At 41.9% G+C, this 25,102-nt stretch carries 27 protein-coding genes; 12 read left to right on the top strand and 15 right to left on the bottom strand.

What is annotated here, in order from left to right:
- The first annotated feature begins 13 nt into the window (after window positions 1–13).
- Entirely contained in the window at window positions 14–1,426 is a 1,413-nt protein-coding gene (locus tag PQO01_RS21070) for a sulfatase (RefSeq protein WP_274316204.1), read from the top strand.
- Window positions 1,423–2,406, top strand: a complete 984-nt coding sequence (locus PQO01_RS21065) for a DUF1961 family protein (RefSeq protein ID WP_274316203.1) — start codon at window positions 1,423–1,425, stop codon at window positions 2,404–2,406. Before PQO01_RS21070 ends, PQO01_RS21065 begins: the two co-directional genes overlap by 4 nt.
- A 39-nt stretch (window positions 2,407–2,445) precedes the next feature.
- Here PQO01_RS21065 and PQO01_RS21060 read toward each other — a convergent pair whose 3' ends face one another.
- The gene (locus PQO01_RS21060; RefSeq protein ID WP_274316202.1) at window positions 2,446–3,387 is read right to left on the bottom strand and encodes a DMT family transporter; all 942 of its coding nucleotides are present in this window, start codon (window positions 3,385–3,387) and stop codon (window positions 2,446–2,448) included.
- 268 nt (window positions 3,388–3,655) lie between these two features.
- Here PQO01_RS21060 and PQO01_RS21055 point away from each other — a divergent pair, with 268 nt between their 5' ends.
- The 8 genes from PQO01_RS21055 (at window position 3,656) to PQO01_RS21020 (ending at window position 12,095) form a co-directional block, all read left to right on the top strand.
- On the top strand, window positions 3,656–4,639 hold the full coding sequence (locus PQO01_RS21055) for a TRAP transporter substrate-binding protein (protein ID WP_274316201.1): 984 nt from the start codon (window positions 3,656–3,658) through the stop codon (window positions 4,637–4,639).
- Window positions 4,629–5,126, top strand: coding sequence for a TRAP transporter small permease (locus PQO01_RS21050; protein WP_274316200.1), 498 nt, complete (start codon window positions 4,629–4,631; stop codon window positions 5,124–5,126). Before PQO01_RS21055 ends, PQO01_RS21050 begins: the two co-directional genes overlap by 11 nt.
- Window positions 5,126–6,460, top strand: a complete 1,335-nt coding sequence (locus tag PQO01_RS21045) for a TRAP transporter large permease (protein ID WP_274316199.1) — start codon at window positions 5,126–5,128, stop codon at window positions 6,458–6,460. The genes PQO01_RS21050 and PQO01_RS21045 overlap by 1 nt, the downstream gene beginning before the upstream one ends.
- A gap of 10 nt (window positions 6,461–6,470) precedes the next feature.
- Window positions 6,471–7,715, top strand: a complete 1,245-nt coding sequence (locus tag PQO01_RS21040; RefSeq protein ID WP_274316198.1) for a glycoside hydrolase family 88/105 protein — start codon at window positions 6,471–6,473, stop codon at window positions 7,713–7,715.
- Window positions 7,716–7,808: 93 nt separating this feature from the next.
- Window positions 7,809–8,642, top strand: coding sequence for a 5-dehydro-4-deoxy-D-glucuronate isomerase (gene kduI, locus PQO01_RS21035; RefSeq protein WP_274316197.1), 834 nt, complete (start codon window positions 7,809–7,811; stop codon window positions 8,640–8,642).
- Window positions 8,643–8,649: 7 nt separating this feature from the next.
- The gene (gene kduD, locus PQO01_RS21030; RefSeq protein WP_274316196.1) at window positions 8,650–9,411 is read left to right on the top strand and encodes a 2-dehydro-3-deoxy-D-gluconate 5-dehydrogenase KduD; all 762 of its coding nucleotides are present in this window, start codon (window positions 8,650–8,652) and stop codon (window positions 9,409–9,411) included.
- A 225-nt stretch (window positions 9,412–9,636) separates the two neighbouring features.
- A complete protein-coding gene (locus PQO01_RS21025; RefSeq protein WP_274316195.1) occupies window positions 9,637–10,986 on the top strand; it encodes a sulfatase-like hydrolase/transferase in 1,350 nt (449 codons plus the stop codon).
- Between the two features lie 257 nt (window positions 10,987–11,243).
- On the top strand, window positions 11,244–12,095 hold the full coding sequence (locus PQO01_RS21020) for a DUF4861 family protein (RefSeq protein WP_274316194.1): 852 nt from the start codon (window positions 11,244–11,246) through the stop codon (window positions 12,093–12,095).
- 346 nt (window positions 12,096–12,441) lie between these two features.
- Here the strand turns inward: PQO01_RS21020 and xrtZ are convergent, their stop codons facing one another.
- The 4 genes from xrtZ to PQO01_RS21000 all read right to left on the bottom strand — a co-directional run bounded on the left by xrtZ (window position 12,442) and on the right by PQO01_RS21000 (window position 15,928).
- Window positions 12,442–13,860 carry an exosortase Z gene (gene xrtZ / locus PQO01_RS21015; protein WP_274316193.1) on the bottom strand — a complete coding sequence of 473 codons (1,419 nt, stop codon included), beginning with the start codon at window positions 13,858–13,860 and terminating at the stop codon, window positions 12,442–12,444.
- Window positions 13,861–13,867: 7 nt separating this feature from the next.
- Entirely contained in the window at window positions 13,868–14,653 is a 786-nt protein-coding gene (locus tag PQO01_RS21010; protein ID WP_274316192.1) for an Npun_F0296 family exosortase-dependent surface protein, read from the bottom strand.
- A 550-nt stretch (window positions 14,654–15,203) separates the two neighbouring features.
- Window positions 15,204–15,380: a hypothetical protein gene (locus tag PQO01_RS21005; RefSeq protein ID WP_274316191.1), complete on the bottom strand. Its 177-nt coding sequence runs from the start codon at window positions 15,378–15,380 to the stop codon at window positions 15,204–15,206.
- A 53-nt stretch (window positions 15,381–15,433) separates the two neighbouring features.
- Window positions 15,434–15,928, bottom strand: coding sequence for a hypothetical protein (locus PQO01_RS21000; RefSeq protein ID WP_274316190.1), 495 nt, complete (start codon window positions 15,926–15,928; stop codon window positions 15,434–15,436).
- A 798-nt stretch (window positions 15,929–16,726) separates the two neighbouring features.
- Here PQO01_RS21000 and PQO01_RS20995 point away from each other — a divergent pair.
- Window positions 16,727–17,398, top strand: coding sequence for a 2OG-Fe(II) oxygenase (locus tag PQO01_RS20995; protein ID WP_274316189.1), 672 nt, complete (start codon window positions 16,727–16,729; stop codon window positions 17,396–17,398).
- 75 nt (window positions 17,399–17,473) lie between these two features.
- Here PQO01_RS20995 and atpC read toward each other — a convergent pair whose 3' ends face one another.
- From atpC to PQO01_RS20945, 10 genes are all read right to left on the bottom strand, one after another.
- Window positions 17,474–17,731, bottom strand: coding sequence for an ATP synthase F1 subunit epsilon (gene atpC, locus PQO01_RS20990; protein WP_007281419.1), 258 nt, complete (start codon window positions 17,729–17,731; stop codon window positions 17,474–17,476).
- A gap of 2 nt (window positions 17,732–17,733) precedes the next feature.
- Window positions 17,734–19,149 carry a F0F1 ATP synthase subunit beta gene (atpD, locus tag PQO01_RS20985; protein ID WP_274316188.1) on the bottom strand — a complete coding sequence of 472 codons (1,416 nt, stop codon included), beginning with the start codon at window positions 19,147–19,149 and terminating at the stop codon, window positions 17,734–17,736.
- A 10-nt stretch (window positions 19,150–19,159) separates the two neighbouring features.
- Window positions 19,160–20,029, bottom strand: coding sequence for an ATP synthase F1 subunit gamma (gene atpG, locus PQO01_RS20980; RefSeq protein WP_274316187.1), 870 nt, complete (start codon window positions 20,027–20,029; stop codon window positions 19,160–19,162).
- 16 nt (window positions 20,030–20,045) lie between these two features.
- Window positions 20,046–21,611 carry a F0F1 ATP synthase subunit alpha gene (gene atpA / locus PQO01_RS20975; RefSeq protein WP_274316186.1) on the bottom strand — a complete coding sequence of 522 codons (1,566 nt, stop codon included), beginning with the start codon at window positions 21,609–21,611 and terminating at the stop codon, window positions 20,046–20,048.
- Window positions 21,612–21,623: 12 nt separating this feature from the next.
- The gene (gene atpH, locus PQO01_RS20970; RefSeq protein WP_274316185.1) at window positions 21,624–22,163 is read right to left on the bottom strand and encodes an ATP synthase F1 subunit delta; all 540 of its coding nucleotides are present in this window, start codon (window positions 22,161–22,163) and stop codon (window positions 21,624–21,626) included.
- A 2-nt stretch (window positions 22,164–22,165) separates the two neighbouring features.
- Entirely contained in the window at window positions 22,166–22,741 is a 576-nt protein-coding gene (gene atpF / locus PQO01_RS20965) for a F0F1 ATP synthase subunit B (protein ID WP_274316184.1), read from the bottom strand.
- Between the two features lie 20 nt (window positions 22,742–22,761).
- A complete protein-coding gene (locus tag PQO01_RS20960; protein WP_274316183.1) occupies window positions 22,762–23,031 on the bottom strand; it encodes an ATP synthase F0 subunit C in 270 nt (89 codons plus the stop codon).
- A gap of 74 nt (window positions 23,032–23,105) precedes the next feature.
- Window positions 23,106–23,957, bottom strand: a complete 852-nt coding sequence (gene atpB, locus PQO01_RS20955; RefSeq protein ID WP_274316182.1) for a F0F1 ATP synthase subunit A — start codon at window positions 23,955–23,957, stop codon at window positions 23,106–23,108.
- A gap of 1 nt (window position 23,958) precedes the next feature.
- The gene (locus PQO01_RS20950) at window positions 23,959–24,339 is read right to left on the bottom strand and encodes a hypothetical protein (protein WP_274316181.1); all 381 of its coding nucleotides are present in this window, start codon (window positions 24,337–24,339) and stop codon (window positions 23,959–23,961) included.
- A complete protein-coding gene (locus PQO01_RS20945; protein WP_274316180.1) occupies window positions 24,336–24,581 on the bottom strand; it encodes an AtpZ/AtpI family protein in 246 nt (81 codons plus the stop codon). The genes PQO01_RS20950 and PQO01_RS20945 overlap by 4 nt, the downstream gene beginning before the upstream one ends.
- A gap of 272 nt (window positions 24,582–24,853) precedes the next feature.
- On the opposite strand from PQO01_RS20945, the gene PQO01_RS20940 reads away from it, so the two are divergent.
- On the top strand, window positions 24,854–25,087 hold the full coding sequence (locus tag PQO01_RS20940) for a DUF4404 family protein (RefSeq protein WP_274316179.1): 234 nt from the start codon (window positions 24,854–24,856) through the stop codon (window positions 25,085–25,087).
- Window positions 25,088–25,102 lie beyond the last annotated feature (15 nt).

Raw genomic sequence — 25,102 nt, 5'->3', positions numbered from 1 at the left:
AATAAGGTGTGATATGAGGTGTTTTCTATTACTGGTGTTTTTACTGCTTGATCTACGCGCAGAAAAGCCAAATGTTTTGCTGATCATGGTGGATGACCTAGCAGAGGGGGTCGAGCGTTATTATGCTGAACCCGCAAAAGTGATGCCCAATCTTGATCGCTTGAAGGAGCAGGGCATGACGTTTACCAATGCCTGGTGCCAAGCTCCACTTTGTGGTCCCTCTCGAGCTTCTATGATGACTGGACTTTATCCAACTACAACAGGCATTTATGGTCATATTAAGGACGATGATATTAAAAGTGATATTGGGAAGCCTAAATTAAAATTTCTTCCTGAATACTTTTCTGATCAGGGCTACCTCACCATGGGAGTGGGGAAAATATTTCACCGTGGGGCAGCAAAGGGTGCTTTTCAGGAATACGGTGGTATGCCTGGTAATGGCTCGACGTGTTTTGGGCCAGCTCCCAAATACCGTATGATATGGCCTGAGTCAGGAGAGAAAGGTAAGGGGACTTTAACGGATTGGGGACCTTACCTCACAGATGAAGATCAACCTGATACCCGAGCGGCGCGCTGGGCAGTTGAACGTTTGAGCAAAGGGTATGATAAACCATTCTTTATGGCTGTGGGTTTTGTGAAGCCTCATGTTCCTTGGCATGTTTCCAAAAAATGGTTCGATAAATTTGAATTAGATAAAATCATTCCACCGAAATTTTCTCAGGCTGAGCTCAAAGATGTTCCTCAAGCCGCTAAAAAAGTTCACGATGTGCCGGCTTATCCCACATATGAATGGGCTTTGAAAAATAATCAGCTCAGACCCATGCTACAATCGTATTTAGCTTGTTCGGCTTTTGTGGATGACTGCATTGGCCAAGTTCTCGATGCATTAGAAGCGAGTCCTCATAAAGATAATACAATTGTGCTTCTAGCCAGTGATCACGGTTATCATTTGGGAGAGAAAAACCGTATAGCCAAAATGAGCCTTTGGGAACGTTCGGCGCGAGTCCCGCTCATTATTGCCGGAGCTGGTGTAAAGCGTAATATGCAATCCAAGCTAGATGTGGGACTCATCGATGTTTATCCCACCCTAGTTGACTACTGTGATTTACCTGCTAACTCCGCAAATGAAGGCAAGAGTTTTAGCGCTCATCTTTCTGATCCACAGTACACTGAGAATAATTATGTCTTGACTTGCTTGAGCCCTCGTGACTTTGCTGTGAGTTCTGGTCGCTGGCGTTATTACCGTTACCACGATGGCAGTGAAGAACTCTACGATTTATATAAAGATTCCAGGGAACTCAAAAACTTAGCACTGAATCCAGAGAGCCTAAGCATCCGTAAAAAGCTTGCTTTGCGAATACCGCAAAACCCCGCCAAAGCCATCAGCAAAATGCACCACAACCCCCACTTCAAAAAGACAAAATGAAATTCCTTCTTCAGATCATTCTCTTGTGCATGTTTATATTTGTCAGTTGTGTTAGTTCAAATTATGAAACGAACCCAGTCCCAGCTGTGAGCAATGAATTGTCTTCAGAAGAAATTATTCCTCTATTGATTGATCAAGAAAATTGGAAAAAGTCTTCGGTCGATTTTTTGGACTTAAAGCTATTGAGTAAAGATGATTTTTACGATCGTGAGTGGGAAAGTAAATGGATACTAGAAGGCCCTGGCCACGTAAAAAGTACTCATGGTAAATTGAGTTTGCATTCAGTATTGGCAGATGATTTTATCCGAGCTTATGAGGCTGGTGACTTTGAATGGATTCCAGAAAATATGCAAGCCTATTTTCATTCTTTGGAGCAAGTGGCACAAAGTCATTTTGGTTTAGGAGTCAAAGAATATTATGAAAAGGGTAAATTTAGAGGTGGTCATATCGTGCTGTGGAATAAATGTAAAAGTTCCGATAATTACCTGATCGAATTCGACCTCAAGCATCATTCTCCGATGGGTTTATTTATCTTGTTTTTTTCAGCAGATGGGCGGAATGGAAAAGATTTGTTTAGTCAAGACCTCATGCCGCGCAATGGCATTTTTAGTCAATATGTTCGAGGTGATAATCAATCTTATCATATTTCTACTTATACCCCTCACCGTGGAAGTGCGAATTTACGTCTCAATCCTGGTGGGAATTTACTGAAAAGCGAAGAGGATATAGCCTCACTTCACTCTGGAAAAGTTATGAAATACCGTTTGTTCAAATGGGGGGATCATTTCCAGTATTACCTCAATGATGAATTGCAGATGGACTACACAGATAAAGAAGCTCTACAGGCGGGCTATGTGGGACTAAGACTGATGGCGGGTGCTAAAGTCGATGTGCAAAAATTCCGCCTATATGAACTGACAAAAATCCCTTTAGTAAGTAACAAGAACAGATTTATGCTTATTAAGTCGCACTGTAATTAATATCCGAAAGCATTGCGCGCAATAACTAGATTATGTTGATTACTTATTGGGGATGAAGAATTTTTTCTCCATTAGAAAAATAACTGTGAAAATAATGAGCCCACCAGGAATTAGGTAGGGACCTGGCTGTTCATCGGGGATGAGTAAAAGTGATTCAGTAACTCCGAAAAAAGTGATTAAAAGTCGGTAAGATGCGAGGCGAGATACTTGGTAGATGGTGATTAAATGAAACCATATATTAAAACCAAAAGCAGAAACTAAGGCTAGGTAAAATATTAGGGTCAAAAGTTTGGTATTCATTTCAAGTATGATCTCACAGAGTGCGGGTAAACTTATCAAGCAAAGAATCAGACCACCAAAAAAGAGTGAGCTACCATTATAAAAGCTGGGATTAATACCGCGATCTTTTAGAGGTCGAATAATCAGCAGGCCGATAGTGCTACTCAGGGTGGCGAGGCTCGTGAGCACGAGTCCCGACAATTCTCCATCAATTAGTGATTGTAAGGTGAATTCATTTTTGTAAGTCGCTAATGCGACTCCCATAATACCGAAAATTAAGAGGAGAATTTGGATGGCGTATAACTTTTCTTTTTTGTCCACAAGGGGGGCTAGAATTGTCCACCAAAGCGTGCCAGTGCTTGCAGCAATGGCAATTAAATAAGCTGGAGCATGACGAAAACTTGCATAGAAGAGGGCGTAATGAAGTGCAATTTGAAAAATAATGCCTCCCAACATCAAAGGGAAATGAGCACGGAATTTTGCGAATTGAATCTTCTTTTGAAAAATGAAAAGAATAATTAAACCTGCTAGAGAAAAGCGTAAGCCAGCAAACGCCCATAAATGACTCAGAGAAGTCGAAGGGAGTTCTAAACGTGCTAAACGAATTGTAGGAAAGGCAGACCCCCATGCCATCGTACAGAGTAGAGCTAAGCAAAATAAGTAAGTTCGACTACCAGCTTTTAGGTGTTTTTTGGTCTTCATTAAGGGCATCCTTATCGGGGCTAAATTAAAGCTTAGTTCTGAAACTTATTTCTACCATAAACTTTCGACGATAAAAATTATTTTGTTCAGTGCTTGACTTTCTGTAACTCTATCGGTATAATATAAAAATGCCAACGATGGCATTTTTATATTTGAATAAGAAAAACTGAAAACACTGTTGAGTAAATTTGCTTGTATAATGAGCGAAGTTTAGAGTAGGCGGGATCAATAGAAAGTTTTCAATAGTGATAAGAAAACAGGGTATTAAATGAACTACATAAAAATCATGATTTTAAGTTGGCTCTTAATGAGTTGCCAGCCGTCAGAGAGTTCAACTAAGGTTTTGCGATTGGCGCATACCTTACCAGAGAATCATGTGGTTCATACCGCAATGCTGCACATGTCAAAAATCATTGCAGAGAAATCACAAGGTAAGATGGACTTAAAGATTTTTGCTGGTGGTCAATTGGGTAAAGAGTCTGATACAGTAGCCTTGGTGCAATTAGGCGGAATTGATATGACCAAAGTTTCGGCAGCTGCGATGGAAAATTTTGTCAGTGAAGTTGGAATATTCACTTTACCTTATGTTTTTAAAGATAGTGCCCATTACTGGGAGTTTCTTGAGAGTGAAAGCGGCAAAGAGCTTTTGCAAAAAGGAAAAAAAGTAGGGCTACGTGGAATCACATATTACGATGCGGGAGCAAGAAGTTTTTATACTTTGGACAAGATGATTGAAAAACCAGCGGATTTAGAAGGGATGAAAATCCGCGTTATGGGAAGTCGCAATTGTCAGGATGCCATAAATGCTCTAGGAGCGCAAGCACAATCCATTCCCTATGGTGAACTTTACTCAGCCCTGCAACAAAGAGTTGTCTTGGGTGGAGAAAATAATCCGCCATCCTTTGTGACTTCTCGTCACTATGAAGTGTGTAAGTATTATTCTTTAAACGAGCATTCCCGCATACCCGACATGTTGGTCATGAGTCAAGTTAATTGGGAAAAACTTACAGATGAAGAGCAAGAGATCATTCAATTCGCTGCCGATGAATCGAGAAAATTACAAAGACAACTCTGGGAAGAAGAAACTAGCAAGGCACTAAGAGAAGTGCAAAAACATGGTGTCGCGATTTTATATCCAGATAAAGTCCCTTTTACAGCTCGCTGTGTAGATTTATTAAAACAAGTGAAGAACCCCTTGATTCTGCAGTATTTAGAAGAAATCAAAGCTATGGAGTCAAACCATGCTGAATAAATTAAAAAAAGTTAAGAAACAAATGATGCGACTCCTAGAATGTTTACTCATTTGCATGATGGCTTCCTTAGTTTTTGTCGTGGTTTATCAAATTTTAGCCCGAGCTTTAAACTTAGGTGGAACCGCTATTTGTTCTGAACTAGCTCAGTTTCTCTTAGTGTGGGTGACCTTGCTCGGAGGAAGTTTAGCCTTTGCCAATAATGCCCATTTAGGCATCGATTACTTTGCGAATAAGCTAAAAGGCAAAGCGTCTATCGGCATTGCCGTTTTTGCGCAATTATGTATAGCCTTTTTTGGCGCGTACCTACTGCTTTATGGCGGTGGCAAATTAGTGGCACTGACTTTTCGCTTCGAACAAATTTCCTCGGCAATGGGAGTCGCGATGGGTTACATTTATTTAGCCTTACCAATATCGGGCCTGTTTATTAGTTTAGTTGCCTTCGAGAGCATAGCCGAAATCATTTTCGACAAAGAGGAGCTCAAGTAGTGGATACCTCAATTCTCATTCTCGTTCTAAGCTTTGCCGTCTTATTAATTAGCAATGTTCCCGTAGCTGTATCCATTGCTTTGGCAACTTTTGCCACTCTGACTTATTTAGGTGGAATACCGGCTGAAACCATTGTCTCCTTTAGAATTGCCTCAGGTGTGAATAGCTTTGCCTTACTCGCAATTCCTTTCTTTATCCTCGCGGGGAATCTCATGGGACGCGGAGGCATTGCTCGCCGTTTGATTAATTTTGCCGCGACTTTGGTAGGAGCACTTCCAGGTGGTTTAGCTTATGTCAATGTCATCTCTTGTATGTTCTTCGGCGCTATATCAGGTTCTGCGGTTGCGGCGGTATCATCCATTGGTGGGTTCATGATCCCTTCGATGGAAGAAAAGGGCTATGATCGTGATTATTCTGTTGCCATCACCACAACGGCAGCGACAACGGGCATGATGATTCCGCCGAGTAATATTATGATTGTGTACTGCTTAGTTTCCGGAGGTGTTTCAGTGGGTGCCATGTTCTTGGCAGGTGTGATTCCCGGAATAATTTGTGGACTTTTCCTAATGATCACAGCAGGTCTGATTGCCAAAAAACGTGGCTACAAGGGTGGAGATCGTTGTACAATGACTCAGGTTTGGAAGGCTTTTCGTGAGGCTTTCATGAGTTTATTGCTCATTTTTATTGTCCTCGGTGGAATTTTGAGCGGTTTCTTCACAGCTACAGAAGCGGCTGCTATCGCCGTAGTCTACGCCTTTTTCCAGGCAGTGATTATGTACAAAGAAGTTAAGTTGTGTGAAATGCCTGCCATTCTACGAGATTCGGGAATCACCACGGCGGTGGTGATGCTTCTGGTTGGCGCATCCATGGGCATGTCATGGCTCATGGCCTATCAAGAAATACCCCAGAATGTGAGCCGAGCGCTATTAGGAATATCCGATAGTCCTTGGGTATTATTTATCATCATAAATATCTTGTTACTCGTGGTGGGAACCTTCATGGATATGACTCCTGCGGTCTTAATATTCACACCAATTTTATTGCCCGTCTTTATTAAAATTAGTGGTGGCGCCGAATTATTAGGCGTTCCCGCAAGTACCTGGATCCCCATTCACTTTGGCATTATCATGATTGCTAATTTAAGTATCGGCTTGTGCACTCCCCCAGTTGGCACCTGTTTATTTGTCGGCTGTGGTGTGGGCAATACGAGTATATCCAAAGTTACTCGTCCCATGATTCCCTTTTTTATTTCTATGGTGATTTCTTTATTGGTGATCACTTTTCTTCCAATTATTTCCATTTGGCTTCCGAAAGTCTTTGGTCAATTTTATTAATGAGGTGTTTATGTTGAAATCTTTACCCCAGATATGTTTAAGCTCTTTAGCTTTTTTATTTTTCTCTTGTGCGCAAAGCGAGAAAATTGAAAAAAAGACTCCTGCTGAAATGCGTGTGCAATTAATCGACACAATGCAAAAGAGTCATGATTGGATGTGGGAAAATCGTCAGCAAACTAAAGGCGGAAGCCGTGGTGATTGGGATTGGACCAATGCGACTTGGTTTGTGGGCAGCATGGAACTCTATAAAATCTCGAAAAATCCAGGACTCTATGAACAACTCAAATCGGTAGGACAGGGGCTGAAATGGACTCTTGGTGACCAAAGCCCAGGTGAAAAGCACGATTTAGATTGGTATAGGGCTGAGTACGCCAAATTTCAAAAAACGGCAGATTCAAAAATTCTTGATGCCATGGAGCATGCGGGAAAAAAGACCACAACTTTTGCGGATAATCACACTATTGTACAAGTTTATGCGGACCTCGCAAAAATTGATAATAAACAAGTCTATTTGAAACACTCAACAAAAGCCTTTAAGCAATTGATGGATGAAAATTTAGACGTTGATATGACCGATCACTTAGCAGTTTGTTGGAGTGGGGAATGGTCGTGGTGTGATTCATTATTCATGGGGCCGCCTGCTTTTGCAAAAATGTATGAGCTCACGGGAAATGAAGCTTATTTAGACTTTATGAATCGTAAGTGGTGGAAGGCTCATAGTTTTTTATATGATCAAAGCGAAATGTTGTTCTATCGTGATGCCGCTTATTTTGACAAGCGTGAAGCCAATGGCAAAAAAGTATTTTGGAGTCGTGGCAATGGTTGGGTGATGGGCGGACTCGTCAGAGTACTTGAAGTATTACCGCAAGACCATGCTGATCGTCCAAAATATATTCAGCTTTTTAAAGAGATGTCAGCAAAGGTGAGTTCACTTCAACAAGCTGATGGTTTTTGGCGCGCAAGTCTACTAGATCCGGATTCTTTTCCGGGTGGCGAGACTTCTGGCACGGGTTTCTTTTGTTATACCTTGGCTTGGGGTATCAATAATGGGATTTTAAATGAACAGATTTATCGACCAGTAGTTAAGAAATCTATTAATGCCCTCATGCGCAGCGTTGACGAAAATGGTAAAGTCGGTTGGGTTCAGGCCATAGGCAAAGATCCTAAAGCGGTGAAGTTAAGTGATACAGAAGTCTACGGTGTAGGCGCCTTCCTTCTAGCGGGAAGTGAAGTGTATAAATTATTGGGAAAATAAGAGAGAGTGCAGGATGTTCGGCATCCTGCTACAAATTAGAGGAGCAAAGCGCTCCTCAATGAGAAAGCTTTATAAATAAAAAAGGAAATGAAAATGAAATCGAGATATACAGTTGGTATCAACGAATATAAACGCATGTGTACAGAAGAATTGCGCAGCACATTCTTATTAGATAATATGTTTCAAGAGGGACAATCAGAACTCGTCTATTGTGAAGTGGATCGAACTGTTGTCGGCGGATTTTTGCCAACGTTAGCCCCCTTAAAATTGGAAGCGGGAAAAGAACTCGCGGCTGAATATTTTTGTCAGCGCCGCGAAGCCGGAGTCATCAATTTAGGTGCTCCAGGCAAAGTGATAGTCGATGGCAAAGAATACGAAATGAATAATATTGATTGTCTATATATTGGTCGCGGTAGTAAAGACGTTAGCTTTGAAAGTGTGGATCCGAAAAACCCAGCTTACTTTCATTTGGTGAGTTACCCCGCCCATACAGAGTATCCCACGACTTTGGCGACACAGAATGATGCAAACCCCGTACAAATGGGCTCACTCGAAGATTCTAATCACCGCACAATCTATCAGTATATTCACGCCAATGGTGGAATAAAAAGCTGTCAATTAGTTATGGGTGTAACGGTACTTGAGCCAGGTTCGGTTTGGAACACCATGAAGCCCCATACTCATGAGCGTCGTTCAGAAGTGTATACCTACTTTAATCTCAATGAAGATTCAGCTGTTTTTCATATGATGGGCAGTGCAGAAGAAACACGTCACATCATTACCCGAGATAAAGAAACCGTCGTGTCACCTAGTTGGTCACTGCATTCTGGTGCGGGGACCTGTGCCTATAGTTTTGTCTGGGGCATGGGAGGTGAAAACCAAGAATTCACTGATATGGATCACATCGAAGTTAAAGAGCTTAAGTAGGTATAAAATGATTTTAGATAAATTTAAATTAGATGGTAAAGTTGCCGTCGTAACTGGAGCCTCGAAAGGGCTCGGTCAAGCAATGGCCATAGGCTTAGCGGAAGCAGGTGCTGACGTCGCACTCGTTGCACGTGGATCAATGCAAGAAAGTAAGGAGAAAATTGAAGCTCTCGGGCGCAAAGCCATTATCATTACAGCAGACCTGACAGATCAGAGCTGTATTCCCGAGATTATAGATCGAACTGTGAATGAGCTTGGACGTTTAGATATTTTGGTCAATAATGCCGGAATCATTCGTCGTGCTCCCATAGCTGAATTTAGTGAAAAAGATTGGGATGACGTCATCAATGTCAATCAAAAAACACTTTTCTTTCTTTCACAAGCGGTATCGGCTCAAATGGTGAAACAGGATGAGGGAGGCAAGATCATTAACGTAGCCTCGATGTTATCCTTCCAAGGTGGAATTCGCGTTCCTTCTTACACAGCCTCAAAGTCAGCCGTCATGGGACTTACACGCCTCATGGCGAATGAATTGGCAGAGAAGAACATCAATGTTAATGCCATCGCACCTGGTTATATGGCAACGGATAATACCGCAGCACTACAAGCTGACCCCGATCGTAACCGTCAGATTCTAGAGCGTATTCCTGCGGGTCGCTGGGGCAAAGTCGAAGACTTGCAGGGTGCCTGTGTCTTTCTTGCTTCAGAAGCAGCATCCTACCTCCAGGGCTACACTATTGCCGTCGATGGTGGCTGGTTGTCGAGGTAGGTGATGGTTTTATGAGAAGGGAACTTTTAAAAGTCCTACCGGACGGGCAAAAAGATTTATCCGCCCCTATGGCAATAGCTCAAACTCCACCCTCAAAAATTTTAGCGTTCAGCTTAAAGAGAAATTATATTGGAGATAGAAATGATTAGTTTTCCAAAAGTTTTTGAAAGGAGAGCTCGAGAGGAAAACTTCTTTCAAGAAGTTTCCCTCTCGAAGATATTCTTTATGAAAAAATTATTTTATGTTTTGATACTTGGTTTTGCGCCTTTTGCAAAGGCAGAAAAACCCAATGTCATCGTCATTTTGGCTGATGATGCGGGCTATGCTGATTTTGGATTTATGGGGAGCCAAGAATTTAAAACTCCAAATCTTGACCAACTAGCTCAGGGCGGAGTTCAATTTTCCAATGCCTATGTGACGGCCTGCATGTGTGCACCAAGTCGTGCCGGTCTGATCACAGGAAAATACCAACAGAGACTCGGCTTCCACTTAAACTTGCCACATAATTATACGCATTCTTTTGGCTTGCGAACTTCGCAAAAAACGATTGCTAATTATATGCAAGAAGCGGGTTACAAAACCGCGGCCTTTGGCAAGTGGCATTTGGGCCATGAACGACGCTTTCATCCAAATCAACGTGGCTTTGATTATTTCTTCGGCTTTGCGGCGGGGCATCGTTCCTTTTTTCCACTCGAGGCAGAGGAAAGGAAAACGCCTGCCTACAGGCTCGAGCGTAATGGCAAGTTCATCAATGAGCCTAAAGATATGTATATGACGGATTTACTCACCGATGATGCCATCAGCTATATTGAACAAAATCGTAAGAAGCCATTTTTTATTTATTTGGCATATTCTGCAGTTCATACTCCCATGCATGCGAAGCAAGAAGACCTCAAGTTCTTCGATAAAATCAAAGATCCCAATCGCCAAATTCTTGCGGCCATGACAAAATCGATGGATGATAATATCGGACGTTTACAAACTTCCTTAAAAGACTTAGGTCTAGAAAAGAAGACGCTCATTTGGTTTTTGAATGATAATGGCGGTGCTTACTCCAACTTTAGCAAGAATGGGATACTTCGTGGTGGAAAGGGCGGACTCTCGGAAGGTGGCCTTCGTGTACCGACAATTATTAGCTGGCCGAATAAAATTAAGCCAGGTAAAAACGAAAGCCCCATCATTTCTCTCGATATAGGGAGCTCGCTTATGAGCTTAGCTGGAATAGAAAATGAAAAGCTTGATGGTCAGGATATCCTAAGTCCCCTATTAAAGGACGAAAAGATTGCTGAGCGAGATTTATTCTGGGCGAGTCAGGAGATTTTTGCTATGCGTAGAGGGAATCAGAAATTGATTCGTATAGATTATTCAAGTGGTCCTAAATTCTGGCTCTTTGACTTAGCAGCCGATCCCAGTGAGAGCAACAATTTAGCGGAGTCCGCAAAAGATCGAGTTCAAGAACTCAACGCGGCTCTTAATCAGTGGATTGCTACCCATGAAGAAGCCGAATTTCGCAAAACAGATTACCTCACCGATGAACAAAAAAATATGCGCCTACGCGAGTGGATGAAGTTCTAAATTTTATGGGATTTATGAGAGGGAAACTTCTTAGAAGAAGTTTCCCTCTCAAACTCTCCCTTCAAGAATTTTTGTGCAAGGGTGATGTCACATTTCCTATGTTAGTTCGGGTAAAAAGTATAAGTGTAAAATTTTTTGGAAGATGAGCTCGAGACTATTGCCATAGGGGCGGATGAGAATGTTTTGCCCGTCCGGCAGGGCCTTTTCTCAAAAAGTTTTCTTTTCGAAGATGAATTTTAAATATTAAGGAGAAAGAAATGAAAAAATTGATGTTATTATTGTTGGCTGGAATTTTGGCGAGCTGTCAGAGCTCTGATAGATGTGAGAACTCAAAAGATGTTGATTATAGTGTTTTATGCTATGGGCGTCATGCACCTGAGCGTCAAGATGACTTTACTTGGGAAAACGATAAGATTGCCTTTCGTATGTATGGGCCCGAATGTGGTAAAGCAGGGGGCGTTTTGAGTGGGATTGATATCTGGACGAAGAAAGTGGATTACCCCATTATTGATCTTTGGTATGTGCGCAATGATGCCGGCGAAGATTATCACACCGATCGTGGTGAGGGCGCAGATTTCTATAAAGTTGGTCGCACCTTGGGTGCTGGAGGCCTAGGGTTTTTGCATAATGATCAGCTCTATTGTACTGAGTACTGGATTAAGAGCCGTATCCTAGAGCAGGGGCCCAAACGCATTGTATTTGAACTCGATTTTCCTGAGCTCCAAGTTGGCAATGCAAAAATAACAGAAACCAAGCTTATTACTCTTGAACGTGGTTCTTATTTTAATAAAATTGAATGTCGATTCGAGATCGAAGGAGCTGAAGAAATCCTTGTAGTAGTAGGTTTGCGTCAATCGCATAATGAAGGACAAGAACTTGCGAAATTCGTTAATGCCTGGGCCTATAGTGAACTCGCCGACAAGAAACAGAGAATCTATTCCGCCATTCAGGTACTTGATCATATAGTTGAGTCCCTTGAAGCCCATGATCATTATTTGCTCACCACCAAAATTCGTTCAGGTGAAACTTTTACTTATTACGCCGGAGCCGCTTGGCAAGAGAGTGGTGACTTCAAAAACTTCGAAGAATTTAAATCATTATTGAAGTAAGAGTTATTTTCGTAGGTACGGTTTTTTAGTGTAAATCATCTAACTTTTTGTGGGAGAATATTTAATCGAACAGTTAAGTTCAAGTAATTTAGTGGTGATTTAAACTAAGGCTTGGTAGGCTGAGGGTTCCATTTGAATTCTATAAGTAGGGCGGAATGATCGCTGGGGAATTGGCGGTCTACTACGAGGATAGCGGAGGCTTCTAATTCTTTGGGAAAAATGGTGGCGCTTACTGGAGTTGAACAGCTGCCCCGAATTAGGCAGCTCCTTGACCAGCAGCAATACTTTTAAACTATCTGGTATAAATCTCCAGGATCGTTAGTTACAAGGAAATTATTTTCTGTAATTAACTATTTATGGCTTTATATAATTGATTAACAATTGCCTGTGCTTCTTCTTCAAAGTTTGTCGCGCTGTAATCTTTTTTATTGGCAACGAGTATGATATGAATTCCTGGATTTTTACGAAATCCTAGGGTCTGCCATATATAATCATTATGGTTTGAAACGAGTTTGTTTTTAACGATAAAAAACTCAGTAAACCAGCGTTCACCATCAGTTTTTACTGAGCTGACTTCAGTGCTTTCTAAATAAATTCCGCGATATTGCAGGCAGACTTCTAGGGCATGGTGCCTATTACTTCCTTGAGGATCATACCATAGAAGACCGAGTTTAGGGGATTGATTGTTAAGTTGTAGTTGATAGCCCATGCCCTGAATAATTTTCTTATTCATAGTGGGGGGCGGTTGTAGATTATCGGATACAGAATTGAATAAAATTGATGCAACGAAGGGAAGAAAGAGTAGTAGAGCTAAGCTTGAACTGAGCAGACTTCGAAGTTTTGATATCTTAGGCGGAGACTGGGTAGTTGTTTCTGGTGTTTTTACTTTTGGCCAATTCATAATTGTAAAAAAGAAGATGGCACCAGCACAAATACTCGCATAGGGAATGAGAACAAAAAGAGGTGATGAAGTAGCTAAGCATCCAAAGCCTGAATAACTAAACAGCCACTTAGAATTAATTGTTAGTGGGCATACTAACAACCAGGGCAACCATAGAGACTCTATTCCTGACCAGCTTATAGTCAGGGCAGCAGTGATCCATATGATTAGAATTTTTGCATCGTAAGGTTCATCATCACTTTTAAATTTACTATTTAGAAGAAGAAACAAAACCCCAACTGCAGTAATCCAGTGGTTGCTCAGGTTCAGAAGTGGTGCAATTAGTCCAACAACGGCTGAGATATGTAAGAGTTCAAAGCAGAGTGATTTTTTTGAGGGCTCGGTACTGGCAGGTATGGTAAAGAGTGCAAAGGGGATCAACCAAAATAAACCCCAAAAATAATGCATTTGTGGAGATTCGACTTCAGGGAAAAATAGGTAGCGATAGCCCACTAAAGTTAAGACTCTTAGTACATTGGAAATGATAGCTAGTGGGATGACACAAAGCATTTTGAGCCAATAACGAGAGTTCTGTTCAGTGTTTCGATTCATCCATGCGTATATGGCTAGAAGAACGAGTAGTGTGTTCATACCAGCACAGTCTCTTGTCCATGGTATATTTAAGTGAGCTACAGTGAAGCTGGTTCCTTGATCACTTACAATTAAGCCAGTGAGACTTATTATAAATAGTGCTATGGGCCTACAAATTGCACCGTAAATATCAACTACGGTGTCGAGTGATGATAGAGTAGATAAAATAACTAAAGGAAGCAAACCCTTCCAGAGTGGGTGATTGCCCTCTGCTTGCTCCTCTCCGCTAGACATGCTACCTCTATATGCCTAGAAATTTTGTTTTTATGATGGCTGCGATGAAGAACATTAAAGCAAAAATTGGTGGAGTAGGTGCGCCTGGGGCACTTTCTTCAAAAGCCCATTCCCAGTTTTCTGATGGAGCATCTAGGTTGGTAGTTTCAGTACCTGAAACTTCAGCTATTATTGTGCCAAGAGCTTCTTGGCTGTCGGTATCAGGATTAAATGTTTCTATACGAGTGGTGTAGTTATCTGATTCAAATCCTCCACCACCAAGTTGAGTAAGTTCTATTTTGTTCCAAGATGTTTCGGCATCGCCAAAGAAATTTATGAAGGCGTAGGGTTCACCACCATTTCCTCCAGTGAGCGGATTGCCGTAGTAATCTTGACTTAAGTTAAGGCTACCAAACATTGACTGCGTTGTGTATTGGGCAACTACGTTATCATTGTTGTAGAAAGTTAAAAGGTTAGCTGAGTCACCTGCGGACCACCACATTCCAAAATAAGAACTTGAATTGTCTAAGGTTAAAGTACTCGATTCTATATTATAAGCACTTTTGACATAAGAGAATCTTGATCCTTGCCCAGTGCTTTCGTCTACAGCGCCACCAAACCTATTGGCTTCACGTACATATACTTGGTCAAAAGAACCAACACCATCCCATGAAACATTTGAGTTTAAACCATTACTTAGATCATTAAAGTCATATAAATCTGTATTTGACAGTGAACTAGTAGTAGCGGTAGCATCTTCTGTAATAGTAACCAAAGTTGATTGTGCGTATAGTAATTGAGTAAACAATAACATTGTTCCAGATACTATTGTTTTTGTTAAGAACTTGGATGATTTAAACATCGCGTACATACCTTTTTTTTAAAGTTGATTTCATTTTAAGCTTTTTTGATTAGAAAACTGTTAGCAGGATTTAGGTATTTATTGGATTATTTTTATGCAAATAATTCATTTTAAACTAATTATAAAAATAAAAACTGATATTGTTTAGGTGCGTTAAAACGATTTTTACACGATTTTTAATAAGATGTGCGGGTTTCTACATACTAAATAAATGAGTGTTAGTGAAAATCATGTGATTTATTGGCGTTGATTACTTCAGACTCTGCTTACCTCGACTGCTCCATGAAAATTATGGGTTATAAAAATATTAAAGGCCTCGGACGAGGCCCAATCCTTCGCCAGGCGTTTCAGAGAATAATTATCTACAGATTGAAATTGATATCCGCTGGTCAAGGAGTCGCGACTCCTTGCAGGGGTAGTACGAAGGGGGCAGCGCCCAATTCATAATTCATCTACTCTTAAGGAGCACAGCATTCCTCAGGTAAAAACCTTCCCCTAAAACCTACTCATTGAGTTTTTGGATGTTGCTATGAGCAAGGGTTTCGAGTTGGACGTAGAGGGCGACGACGTCGAATTTCTTTGGAAACTCGAAAGTCTTGTGGGCGAGGATGAGTTCATTAGATTTGCGGTAGGGAGAACGGATGTAGGTGAGAGTGATCTCGGAATCATCGACGCCCATACCTGCGGTCTCGTCAAATATCTTAATACATCGTTAACTGGTTAATCGTGTATTTATTTGTCCCAGCCAAATACCTTAACTTGTGCTAAGTGAAAAACTTTATTTTTACCAAGTAGGCCCAATTTGATGAAACGTGAAGATGTTGTTTGAGGTAATTTTACAGTCCAATCATTTTGAGTTTTTTCTGCTTTCCAGTCAGGTTGATCTTCAAATTCAGAAGTATTTGATAGCCAGACTGATACGCCTCCTTCTTGGGTAGAGATAGGTGGGCCGGTTCTATTTTTGATGTATAGAGATTCTATTTTTTTAAGTTTGCAGAGGTCAATTATAATGTAAAGGTCTTGGATCTTATTAGTATGGAAGGCAAACTGCTCATCATATAAAGGGCCCTCACTTGTCATTAAGACTGAATGAAACCTATTTTTCGATACTGACGATGCAGTATAAGTAGCATCTTTTGAAATACATTGAACTTCACCTCGAGGCCATAGGAAACTTACAATTAAAACTTCATTAAGGATGATACTTGCTTCTAGTGCATTTTTCATAATTTACCATGTGGATTATAAGTTAGGTATTGAGTGTATTTGCTCTTTTATATCCATTAACTATAACATGGCTTGATAATTGACATGAGTTTGTCTAGGGAGTCGCTTTATACAGTACTTGCTTAGTTATCCAAAATTGAGTATTAATTCATAGGATTATATTAAGAATAAGTTTATTTATTGTTTTAGGCATGATTAGAACTCTTAATTTGGGATGTTATATACTTTTATCTAAAAGCTTATGGTTGTTTTTGCTTTGTTTAATTTTTTGGGATGTCTCGAGAGGGATACTGTACGGAGTTGTGATGTAGTCAATTGACGAGCGCGTATTTGCGGAGTCCGCAAGTTTGAAGCCGAATGGAATTCGGTGCGCATAGGTGAAAAATCTATATATCGAACTTTGCGCCTTCTCATCTTGGCGAGAGAAACCTGTATTGCGATGCCCGCAATTAGTGCCAAGCTAGTGGAAAGTACCTCGGTCTTGAATCATAATTATGAAGCCGAATTAAATTCGGTGCTCTCAGGGAAAAGTAAAAAACTAAGTTTGCAAGCGCTTAGGGCTCTTGCATTGGTCATTGACAACAGACTAAAGGGTGCCATTGATTGAGTCTTGACGAAACCTACGGAGCATTACTCATTTGCTTCAGTAAGCACCTATTCAGTGAGAGTAAGACTTATCTATAAAGATTCATGTGACTCTCGTGATTCAGATATGGTTTGTTTTCAATGGAGCAGTAATTTTTGAGGTGTTTGCTCTCGGTGGAGTAAACAACATTATTAAAGATAGAGAGTTTAAATATGTCTGTGGATCTGAAAGGTGGTATTTCTAAGCGTTTTGATCTTGTTTCAAAAACGGGATTATGGAATCAGCATAAAGAAAATATTTTGTTAGACTTGAGCTCTAAACGTTGGAGTGTGATAGACAATTTTTTACCTCATTGTAGTTTTAAACAACTTGCGATAGCAGCAAGTCGTGATTATCAAGAGGGTTTATTGAAACCTGCTACAGTGGGTAAGTCAAAAAAACGTCGTGAGAAAGTACGTGGCGATGCTATTCGTTGGGTCCAGAGATCGAATTGTCATCCAAGTATTTATCCTATACTGGATATAATTGATAATTTACAGGAAAATTTACGGCAGCAGTTGTTTTTGCCATTGCAGGAGAATGAAAGTCATTTTGCAGTTTATCCTCCTGGTACTTTTTATGTTAAACATTTGGATTGTCATCGCAATCAAAATAATCGGATTTTAACTTTTATTTTGTACCTTAACCGTCGTAATTGGTCTAAGGCAAATGGTGGACAGCTGCGCATGTATATGGATAAACATGAGTTTGTGGATATAAATCCGATAGGGAACCGATTGGTACTCTTTGATAGTAGTGTTTTTTATCATGAGGTTCTACCTGCTACACGACCGCGTATGAGTTATACCGGCTGGATGCGCAGGAATTCAACTTTTGGGTCTTAAGCATAAGACACTAAAACACAAGAAAAGCCCCAAGTTCTTGCGAACTTGGGGCTTTAGGAAGGGCAATGAGTGAGCTTACTCTGGGAGCTGAGCGCTGTCCGCGAGTACACTTACTACATTGTCGTTCACTTCAACAAAGCCGCCTTCGAGCTTGATGCTCTTGCGTTGGCCGTTGACATCATACTGCAGGGCACCAACGGCAATGCCGGAGATGAGAGCTGCGTGATTGTCGAGTACACCAAAATCCCCGTCGAGTCCTGGGAGGCGAACTGAATCGACAGTGCCTTCGAAGACGAGACGTGCGGGAGTGATGATTTTAAGTTGAAATGACATGATTAACCTTCGAGGCTTTTAGCTTTCTCAAGTACTTCGTTGATACCACCAACGAGGTAGAATGCTTGCTCAGGAACATCATCATGTTTACCTTCGAGAACTTCTTTGAAGGACTGAACAGTGTCTTCCAATGCAACATATTTACCTTTAAGACCGGTAAAGATTTCTGCTACGTGGAAAGGCTGTGAAAGGAACTTCTGAATCTTACGAGCACGCTCTACAGTGAGGCGGTCTTCTTCAGAGAGTTCATCCATACCGAGAATCGCAATGATATCCTGAAGCTCTTTGTACTTCTGGAGGATCATTTTCACGTCAGTCGCAACTTGGTACTGTTCCTCACCAACAACTTCAGGAGCCAAGATGGTCGAAGAAGAAGTGAGTGGGTCTACCGCAGGGTAGATACCGAGCTGAGAAAGAGGACGTGAGAGTTCAGTAGTTGCATCCAAGTGAGCAAATGTAGTTGCTGGAGCCGGGTCAGTATAGTCATCCGCAGGTACGTATACAGCTTGTACAGATGTAATAGAACCGTCTTTAGTAGATGTAATACGTTCCTGGAGTTCACCCATTTCTACTGCTAGTGTAGGCTGGTAACCTACCGCAGAAGGGATACGACCGAGAAGTGCAGATACTTCGGCACCGGCCTGAGTGAAACGGAAGATGTTGTCAACGAAGAGAAGTACGTCACGCTTTTTCACATCACGGAAGTATTCCGCCATTGTGAGTGCAGACAGAGCTACACGAGCACGAGCACCGGGAGGCTCATTCATCTGACCGTATACGAGAACAGTTTTCTCGAGTACGCCAGCTTCAGCCATTTCTTCGTAGAGGTCAGTACCTTCACGAGTACGCTCACCTACACCAGCGAATACGGAGTTACCACCGAATTCCTGTGCGATATTATTGATGAGCTCCTGGATAAGAACTGTTTTACCTACACCAGCACCACCGAAGAGACCAATTTTACCACCCTTACGGTAGGGAGCGAGGAGGTCAATTACTTTGATACCAGTAACAAGTACTTCTGTACCTGTGTCCTGATCGGCAAAAGCGGGAGCTTCACGGTGAATTTCCCATTTTTCGTCGGTCTCGACATCAGGTTTATTATCGATTGGGTCACCGAGGAGATTCATGGCACGGCCAAGAACTTCTTCACCAACGGGAACTTTAAGGCCCGCGCCAGTGTCGGTAACAACAGCACCACGGTGAAGACCCTCAGTAGAGTCCAAAGCGATGGTACGAACGACGCCTTCACCCAAGTGCTGGGCTACTTCGAGAACGAGGTTGTCCTCTTTGTCGTTAATTGAAGGGTTAGTCACTTTCAATGCGTTGAAGATACCAGGGATAGTTCCACCGGAAAATTCAACGTCGATCACGGCACCCATGATCTGAAGGACTGTACCTTTAGTTGATTCTGACATAATAGTTATCCTATTTTAAACTTTCAGCGCCGGCAACGATCTCGGTCAATTCAGTCGTAATGGCTGCTTGACGTGCACGGTTGCGCAGAACAGTATATTTCTGTATGAGGTCTTTCGCATTGGTCGAGGCAGCATCCATAGCAGCCATTCGCGCAGCGTGTTCACCAGCGGCATTTTCCAGAAAAGCTTTGAAAACTTGGAAGTTTACGGTCTTAGGAAGCAGATAGCTCAGAAGTTCTGCTTGTCCAGGTTCGTAAATGTAGTCCGTAGCGTTGTCGGTGCTCTCAGTTTCTTCAGCCTCAGCGCCACTCACTGGGAGTAGAGTTGTGAGGGTAGGGATCTGAGAAAGAGCAGAAACGAAGTTGTTGTTAGCAATAATGACTTGGTCATATTCGCCGTCAATAAAGAGTTTCTGAACTTTATCACCAATTTCGCGAGCGGTTTCAAATTCGGGATTAGAAGTCTTGTCGTCGTAGTTGGCAACTACAGTGCTAGTCTTGCGAAGAGCATTGTAACCGCGCTTGCCGCAAGTGATGAAATCAATTGTTTCATACTTGTCAGCGTTTTCACGACGAAAGCTTTCTACGAATTTGATAAGGTTATTATTAAAACCAGCACATAGACCTTTGTCAGATGTGAAAGTGATAACAAGAACCTTTTTAACTTCGAGGGTTTTCATAAGGGGATGAGAAAGCTCACCACCAGAGGCAGCTAAGCCAGCAATAACCTGGTTTAGCTGATCTGAATAGAGTTTTGAGCTGCCCTGAGCATCTTGAGCTTTACGGTACTTCGCCGTGGAGACCATGTTCATGGTCTTCGTTACTTTGGCAGTGTTACCTAAGCTCGCGATTTTTACGTTGTATTCTTTTTGACTGGGCATAGTTCTATCCGCTTATTTACAGTGAGCTACTGAAGCTTTCTGTAGTAGATTTAACAATGTCTGTCATTTCGGCGATAAGATCTTTAGAGAAGTCGTCGTTTTTGACTTCAACAGCGAACTTGTCGCTGAAATCTTTATAGCGTGTTGACAGGGCTTCGTTGAGCTCTGCAGTATAGCTAACAACTTTGTCTACTGGGATATCGTTGAGGTAACCATTTGTACCTGCATAGATGAGACATACTTGTTCAGCCACTGATTGAGGCTCATTGATACCTTGCTTACATACTTCCATCAAACGTTGTCCCTTCTCGAGCTGAGCACGAGTAGCAGGGTCTAAGTCAGAAGCGAACTGGGAGAATGCCGCGAGTTCGCGGTACTGAGCCAAGTCAAGACGGAGTGTACCGGCTGTCTTCTTCATAGATTTAGTTTGAGCAGCACCACCAACACGTGATACAGAGAGACCGGCATTAATTGCAGGACGCTGACCAGCGTTGAAGAGGTCAGATTCTAAGAAGATCTGGCCATCTGTAATCGAAATTACGTTTGTGGGGATATAAGCAGATACATCGTTCGCTTGAGTCTCGATAATTGGAAGTGCAGTAATAGAACCAGCACCTTCAGACTCTGAAAGCTTAACAGAACGTTCGAGCAAACGTGAGTGAGTATAGAATACGTCACCTGGGAATGCTTCACGTCCTGGAGGACGACGGAGTAGGAGCGAGAGCTGACGGTAAGCTTGTGACTGTTTAGTCAAGTCATCATAAACGATGAGTGCGTGGCCGCCTGCTACGCCTTCAGTACCACCGAAAGTAGGTGAACCGAGGTAACAGTAGTGTTCTGCCATCGCAGTACCTGAGTACGGAGCGAGGAACTGCATTGGAGCAGGGTCAGAAGCAGTAGCTGCAATAATTGTCGTGTATTCAAGAGCACCGTGCTGTTTAAGAGTCTCTGCGATTTGAACCACAGTAGAACGCTTTTGGCCGATAGCTACGTAGAAACACTGAACGCCTTTACCTTTTTGGTTAATGATCGTATCAACAGCAAGAGTAGTCTTACCAGTTTTACGGTCACCAATGATCAACTCACGCTGACCACGACCTACAGGAGTGAGGGCGTCAATAACTTTTACACCAGTTTGGAGTGGCTCATGAACAGATTTACGTTCCATGATACCAGGTGCTTTAAATTCAATTGGACGAGAATTCTCGGTATTGATAGGGCCTTTGCCGTCGATTGGGTTACCCAATGCGTCAACAACACGACCGAGGAGTGCATCACCGGTGGGGACAGATGCGATTGTATTGGTACGTTTTACTTCCATACCTTCACAAATCTGCTTGTCTTCACCAAAGATCGCAACACCAACATTGTCTTCTTCGAGGTTCATCGCTAGACCCTGGAGTCCACATGCGAACTCAACGAGTTCACCAGCCATGACATTCTCGAGGCCGTAAACGCGGGCGATACCATCACCAACGCTTAGGACTTTGCCAGTTTCGTAAGTCTGAGCACCCGATTCAAAAGCAGCGAACTGCTCTTTGAGGATGGCTGAAACTTCTTCCGGCTTAATATCTGTTGCCATAATTATTTTCCTTTACGCGTTAACGATACTCTGTTTGAGAGAGTTAAGTTGAGCTGTGATTGAATGATCAATAACTTGATCGCCGATAGCAATTTTAAAACCACCAAGTAAAGCAGCATCAATTTCTGTGCTGGCTTTGATAGTTTTGTTGAGCTTAGCTTCTAGTTTCACTTCAATGGCTTTGATTTGAGTAGAACTCAATTCTTGGGCTGAAGTGATAGTGACGAGTTGCACGTTGGCAGCTTCGTTACAGAAGACTTCGAAATATTCACAGACTTCGGCGAGAACTGGAGTTCTGTCCTTTTCGTTAAGAAAAGTAATGAAGCTCATGGCAGTTGCGCCTATTTTACCTTCAAACAGAGACTTCAAAAGCTCAAGCCTTTTATCTTGGGCTACGAGTGGAGATGAAAGAAATGATTTTAATTCTTCCGACTGAGCTGCGAGCTGCGCAAGAGCGTTAAAATCCGCTCTTACTTCGTCAAGCTTACCCTTGTCCTGCGCCAGGCTAAAAAAGGCCTTCGCATATCTTTTGGCTGCTTTTGAGGTCAACATGATTAGAGAGTATCGATTATTTTATCGGTTAGTACACGGCTTTTTTCGGAGTCTAAATTTTCTCCGATAAGTTTGCCTGCAAGTGTTACAGCTAGTTCTGCACTTTCGTCACGAAGGCTAGAAACGGCTTTGGCGCGAGCGTTTTCAATATCTTTGAGGGCATTCTCTCTAAGTGATTGAGCTTCAGCTTTTGCTGTGTCGTTAATTTCTTTTGCGAGTTTTTGAGCAGTCTCTTTAGCACCAGTAATGATAGTTTTAGCGCTAGCTTCGGCATCTGAAATAAGCTTCTTAGTGCTTGCTTCAGCATCAGCTAACTGACTATCAATACGATCAGCGTTTTCAAGAGATTCGCGGATGCGCGTTTCACGTGCATCGAGGTTAGCCAAAATTGGCTTCCAAGCGATTTTGCCGCCGACGATGAGGAGTGAGAAGAAACAAATCCACGAAATGACTGCCATAGGTATGGCGGCATTTTCGCCGTATTGTCCCGCCGCATCTGCTCCATCCGCCGCCATAGTTGGCATAGCTGTTAGAACGAGGCAGGCAAAAGCTAATGCTTTAACTTTTACCATTTTCATAAAATTCAACCGCTAAAGGATTATAGTGCTGCAAGAAGGCAAACAACAACGCCGAAAAGTGATACACCTTCAATAAGTGCAGCAGCAACAATCATAGAACCTTTAATGTTGTCACCAGCTTCTGGTTGACGAGCGATACCTTCCATTGCTGAAGCAGCAAGTTTACCAATACCAAGGCCAGCGCCTACAGCTACGATACCAGCACCGATTGCAGCACCAGCTTTAGGACCAATTAGTTGTGTACCAGTTACAGCAGCTTCAGTTGCTTGAGCGAGGATAGAGTTGAACATGTTAGTTCTCCGTTTTTTATTTTTTGTTTTGTTTTGTTATTTTGTTTAAGAATCTTGTTTTTCAAGAAAGGGGTTTAGTGTGCGTGCTCTTCGTCATGATCGTGGTGAGGATGTGCGTGGTGGAACATCTCGCCAATGAATAGAGCTGCAAGGAAAGTGAATACGTAAGCTTGTAGGAAACCAACAAATACTTCAAGAGCGTAGATGCCGATTGCGATAGGGTAAGCCAAGATAGCGTAGTAGCTGAATACGTAGAGTAGTGCCATGATAGAGAAAAGTACGATGTGACCCGCAAGCATGTTGGCGAACAAACGAATTGTGAGTGAAACACATTTAACTACGAGGCCAATCATCTCTAGTGGAGTGAGAAGGAGAAGAACCCAAGTAGGAACACCAGGAGGCATGAAAGCCTTGATGAAGTTTACGGGACCAAATTTGATCGCGACAACTAACGTCATACAAAGGAAAACGATGAGTGCTAATGAACCAGTGATCCAAAAAGTACCTGTAGCAGTGGCGTTGCCAGGGATAAGGCCGAGAAGGTTTGAACCAAGAATAAGGAAGAAGAGTGAGCAAAAGAATGGTGTCCAAGCTTTACCATCTTTTTCGCCCATGTTTTTAACAGCGATTTCATCGCGAACATAAATAACGAAAGGCTCGAGGAAGTTTGTTAGACCAGTGGGAGTCTTTTGCTTCTTGTTATAGAGCACACCAAAAAGAATTAAAGTGATTGTAGCGGATAGAATCAAGAAAAATGACTGAGTTGTGAAGTTGTTACTGAAGATGTGAGGGCCTTCACCAAAGCCAGCAGGTGACCAGTGCTTGCCTGCGAGTGACATGTGATCTTTAATCCAGTGGATAATTGCATCCATCTTGGTGGGGTGGTTTTGGCCTGAAGCCGCAAGGAGTGTATTTAGTACGTTCATGCTAATTTACTTTTTTTGAGATGTTATTTTTATATGAAAGGGTTTCGAAAATCATGCTTGAGCTATAGCCAATCAAGAAGGCAAAGCAAGCGAATTTTGGGTCACTTAAGATCTGAGCGAAAAGGGCTATTGCGAGGATCGCAATCAATAAAAAAGATTTGGCAAGTTTGAGTCCGAGGCCAAGAGTGATGTCTTTTTTTAGCGTCATGAAAATCTGGTTAATAATGATGAGTGCAACACTATTAATAAGGATGAGGCAGAGTGGGGTGATGAAGTTGGCGGATAAAAAAGAGACGTTTGCGCTTATTGCGTAAATCGCAATAAGTACAGGGCCAGTTAAGATGGCTGCGAGGTTGAGTGGCTTGCTAAGAGCTTGCATCACTGTCTTTTTTTATCCTTCTTTTTTTTTGTTGTATTCATTTTGAGTAATTTCCAAAAAGAATATGATCCGTAGATAAATCCGAAAAAAACTCCTAATAAAACTCCTAGTGGTTCGCATCCGTACTTTTGATCAGCTTTGTTTCCTGCCCAAACTCCAACGCCAAGGACGATTGCAAGTTCAAGACCCAGGCTGCTAGTACTTATCCACGAAGGGGGTCGTTTGTTGTTTTTTTGTTCATTCATAAATCGCGCATAAAATAAATGATCGAATGAGGAAATCAAGACTACCTGTTAAATTTTTAACAGATATTTCTATTTTATGCTCAAGTGAGTGCGAAGCACCAACTTACAGATGCTTTTACAAAAAACGTATGCTTTTTAATCTGTCATACAATTGTCGTATATCTCTTTATTTCTAAGGAGGGGGAGCTTTGACAATAATTGTCGCTTTTTTGTTTGTGCTGAGCTTTTATTCCTGCGCATGGATTTATATTAAGTAAAACAGGAGATTTGTAATGAATGAAACTTTAGAAAAGTTAGAGCAGGAGATCCACAATGCTGAACTCGATAGCGATAAAAAGCTTGAGTTAGAGGCTTTAGTGGCCAAGTTGAAATCTGAACAGGAATCAGAGAAAGAGGGTTTGGTGAATGATTTGACCAAGATGATTGAGGATTTTGAGTCATCTCATCCACAAGTGACTGGTTTACTCTCGCGCGTTTCCAACTTTTTATCAAACAGCGGTATCTAAGCTTTTTAAAAACTT

Origin of the sequence: Lentisphaera marina (assembly GCF_028745505.1) — a bacterium.
Taxonomy (GTDB): Bacteria; Verrucomicrobiota; Lentisphaeria; order Lentisphaerales; family Lentisphaeraceae; genus Lentisphaera; species Lentisphaera marina.
This window is presented reverse-complemented; position numbering and strand designations above follow the sequence as displayed.

Bases quoted from the DNA above. Each gene is read 5' to 3' on its own strand.
- PQO01_RS21070 (WP_274316204.1), top strand. From the start codon at position 14: ATGAGGTGTTTTCTATTACTGGTGTTTTTACTGCTTGATCTACGCGCA.
- PQO01_RS21065 (WP_274316203.1), top strand. From the start codon at position 1,423: ATGAAATTCCTTCTTCAGATCATTCTCTTGTGCATGTTTATATTTGTC.
- PQO01_RS21060 (WP_274316202.1), bottom strand. From the start codon at position 3,387: ATGAAGACCAAAAAACACCTAAAAGCTGGTAGTCGAACTTACTTATTT.
- PQO01_RS21055 (WP_274316201.1), top strand. From the start codon at position 3,656: ATGAACTACATAAAAATCATGATTTTAAGTTGGCTCTTAATGAGTTGC.
- PQO01_RS21050 (WP_274316200.1), top strand. From the start codon at position 4,629: ATGCTGAATAAATTAAAAAAAGTTAAGAAACAAATGATGCGACTCCTA.
- PQO01_RS21040 (WP_274316198.1), top strand. From the start codon at position 6,471: ATGTTGAAATCTTTACCCCAGATATGTTTAAGCTCTTTAGCTTTTTTA.
- kduI (WP_274316197.1), top strand. From the start codon at position 7,809: ATGAAATCGAGATATACAGTTGGTATCAACGAATATAAACGCATGTGT.
- kduD (WP_274316196.1), top strand. From the start codon at position 8,650: ATGATTTTAGATAAATTTAAATTAGATGGTAAAGTTGCCGTCGTAACT.
- PQO01_RS21025 (WP_274316195.1), top strand. From the start codon at position 9,637: ATGAAAAAATTATTTTATGTTTTGATACTTGGTTTTGCGCCTTTTGCA.
- PQO01_RS21020 (WP_274316194.1), top strand. From the start codon at position 11,244: ATGAAAAAATTGATGTTATTATTGTTGGCTGGAATTTTGGCGAGCTGT.
- xrtZ (WP_274316193.1), bottom strand. From the start codon at position 13,860: ATGTCTAGCGGAGAGGAGCAAGCAGAGGGCAATCACCCACTCTGGAAG.
- PQO01_RS21010 (WP_274316192.1), bottom strand. From the start codon at position 14,653: ATGTTATTGTTTACTCAATTACTATACGCACAATCAACTTTGGTTACT.
- PQO01_RS21005 (WP_274316191.1), bottom strand. From the start codon at position 15,380: ATGGGCGTCGATGATTCCGAGATCACTCTCACCTACATCCGTTCTCCC.
- PQO01_RS21000 (WP_274316190.1), bottom strand. From the start codon at position 15,928: ATGAAAAATGCACTAGAAGCAAGTATCATCCTTAATGAAGTTTTAATT.
- PQO01_RS20995 (WP_274316189.1), top strand. From the start codon at position 16,727: ATGTCTGTGGATCTGAAAGGTGGTATTTCTAAGCGTTTTGATCTTGTT.
- atpC (WP_007281419.1), bottom strand. From the start codon at position 17,731: ATGTCATTTCAACTTAAAATCATCACTCCCGCACGTCTCGTCTTCGAA.
- atpD (WP_274316188.1), bottom strand. From the start codon at position 19,149: ATGTCAGAATCAACTAAAGGTACAGTCCTTCAGATCATGGGTGCCGTG.
- atpG (WP_274316187.1), bottom strand. From the start codon at position 20,029: ATGCCCAGTCAAAAAGAATACAACGTAAAAATCGCGAGCTTAGGTAAC.
- atpA (WP_274316186.1), bottom strand. From the start codon at position 21,611: ATGGCAACAGATATTAAGCCGGAAGAAGTTTCAGCCATCCTCAAAGAG.
- atpH (WP_274316185.1), bottom strand. From the start codon at position 22,163: ATGTTGACCTCAAAAGCAGCCAAAAGATATGCGAAGGCCTTTTTTAGC.
- atpF (WP_274316184.1), bottom strand. From the start codon at position 22,741: ATGAAAATGGTAAAAGTTAAAGCATTAGCTTTTGCCTGCCTCGTTCTA.
- PQO01_RS20960 (WP_274316183.1), bottom strand. From the start codon at position 23,031: ATGTTCAACTCTATCCTCGCTCAAGCAACTGAAGCTGCTGTAACTGGT.
- atpB (WP_274316182.1), bottom strand. From the start codon at position 23,957: ATGAACGTACTAAATACACTCCTTGCGGCTTCAGGCCAAAACCACCCC.
- PQO01_RS20945 (WP_274316180.1), bottom strand. From the start codon at position 24,581: ATGAATGAACAAAAAAACAACAAACGACCCCCTTCGTGGATAAGTACT.
- PQO01_RS20940 (WP_274316179.1), top strand. From the start codon at position 24,854: ATGAATGAAACTTTAGAAAAGTTAGAGCAGGAGATCCACAATGCTGAA.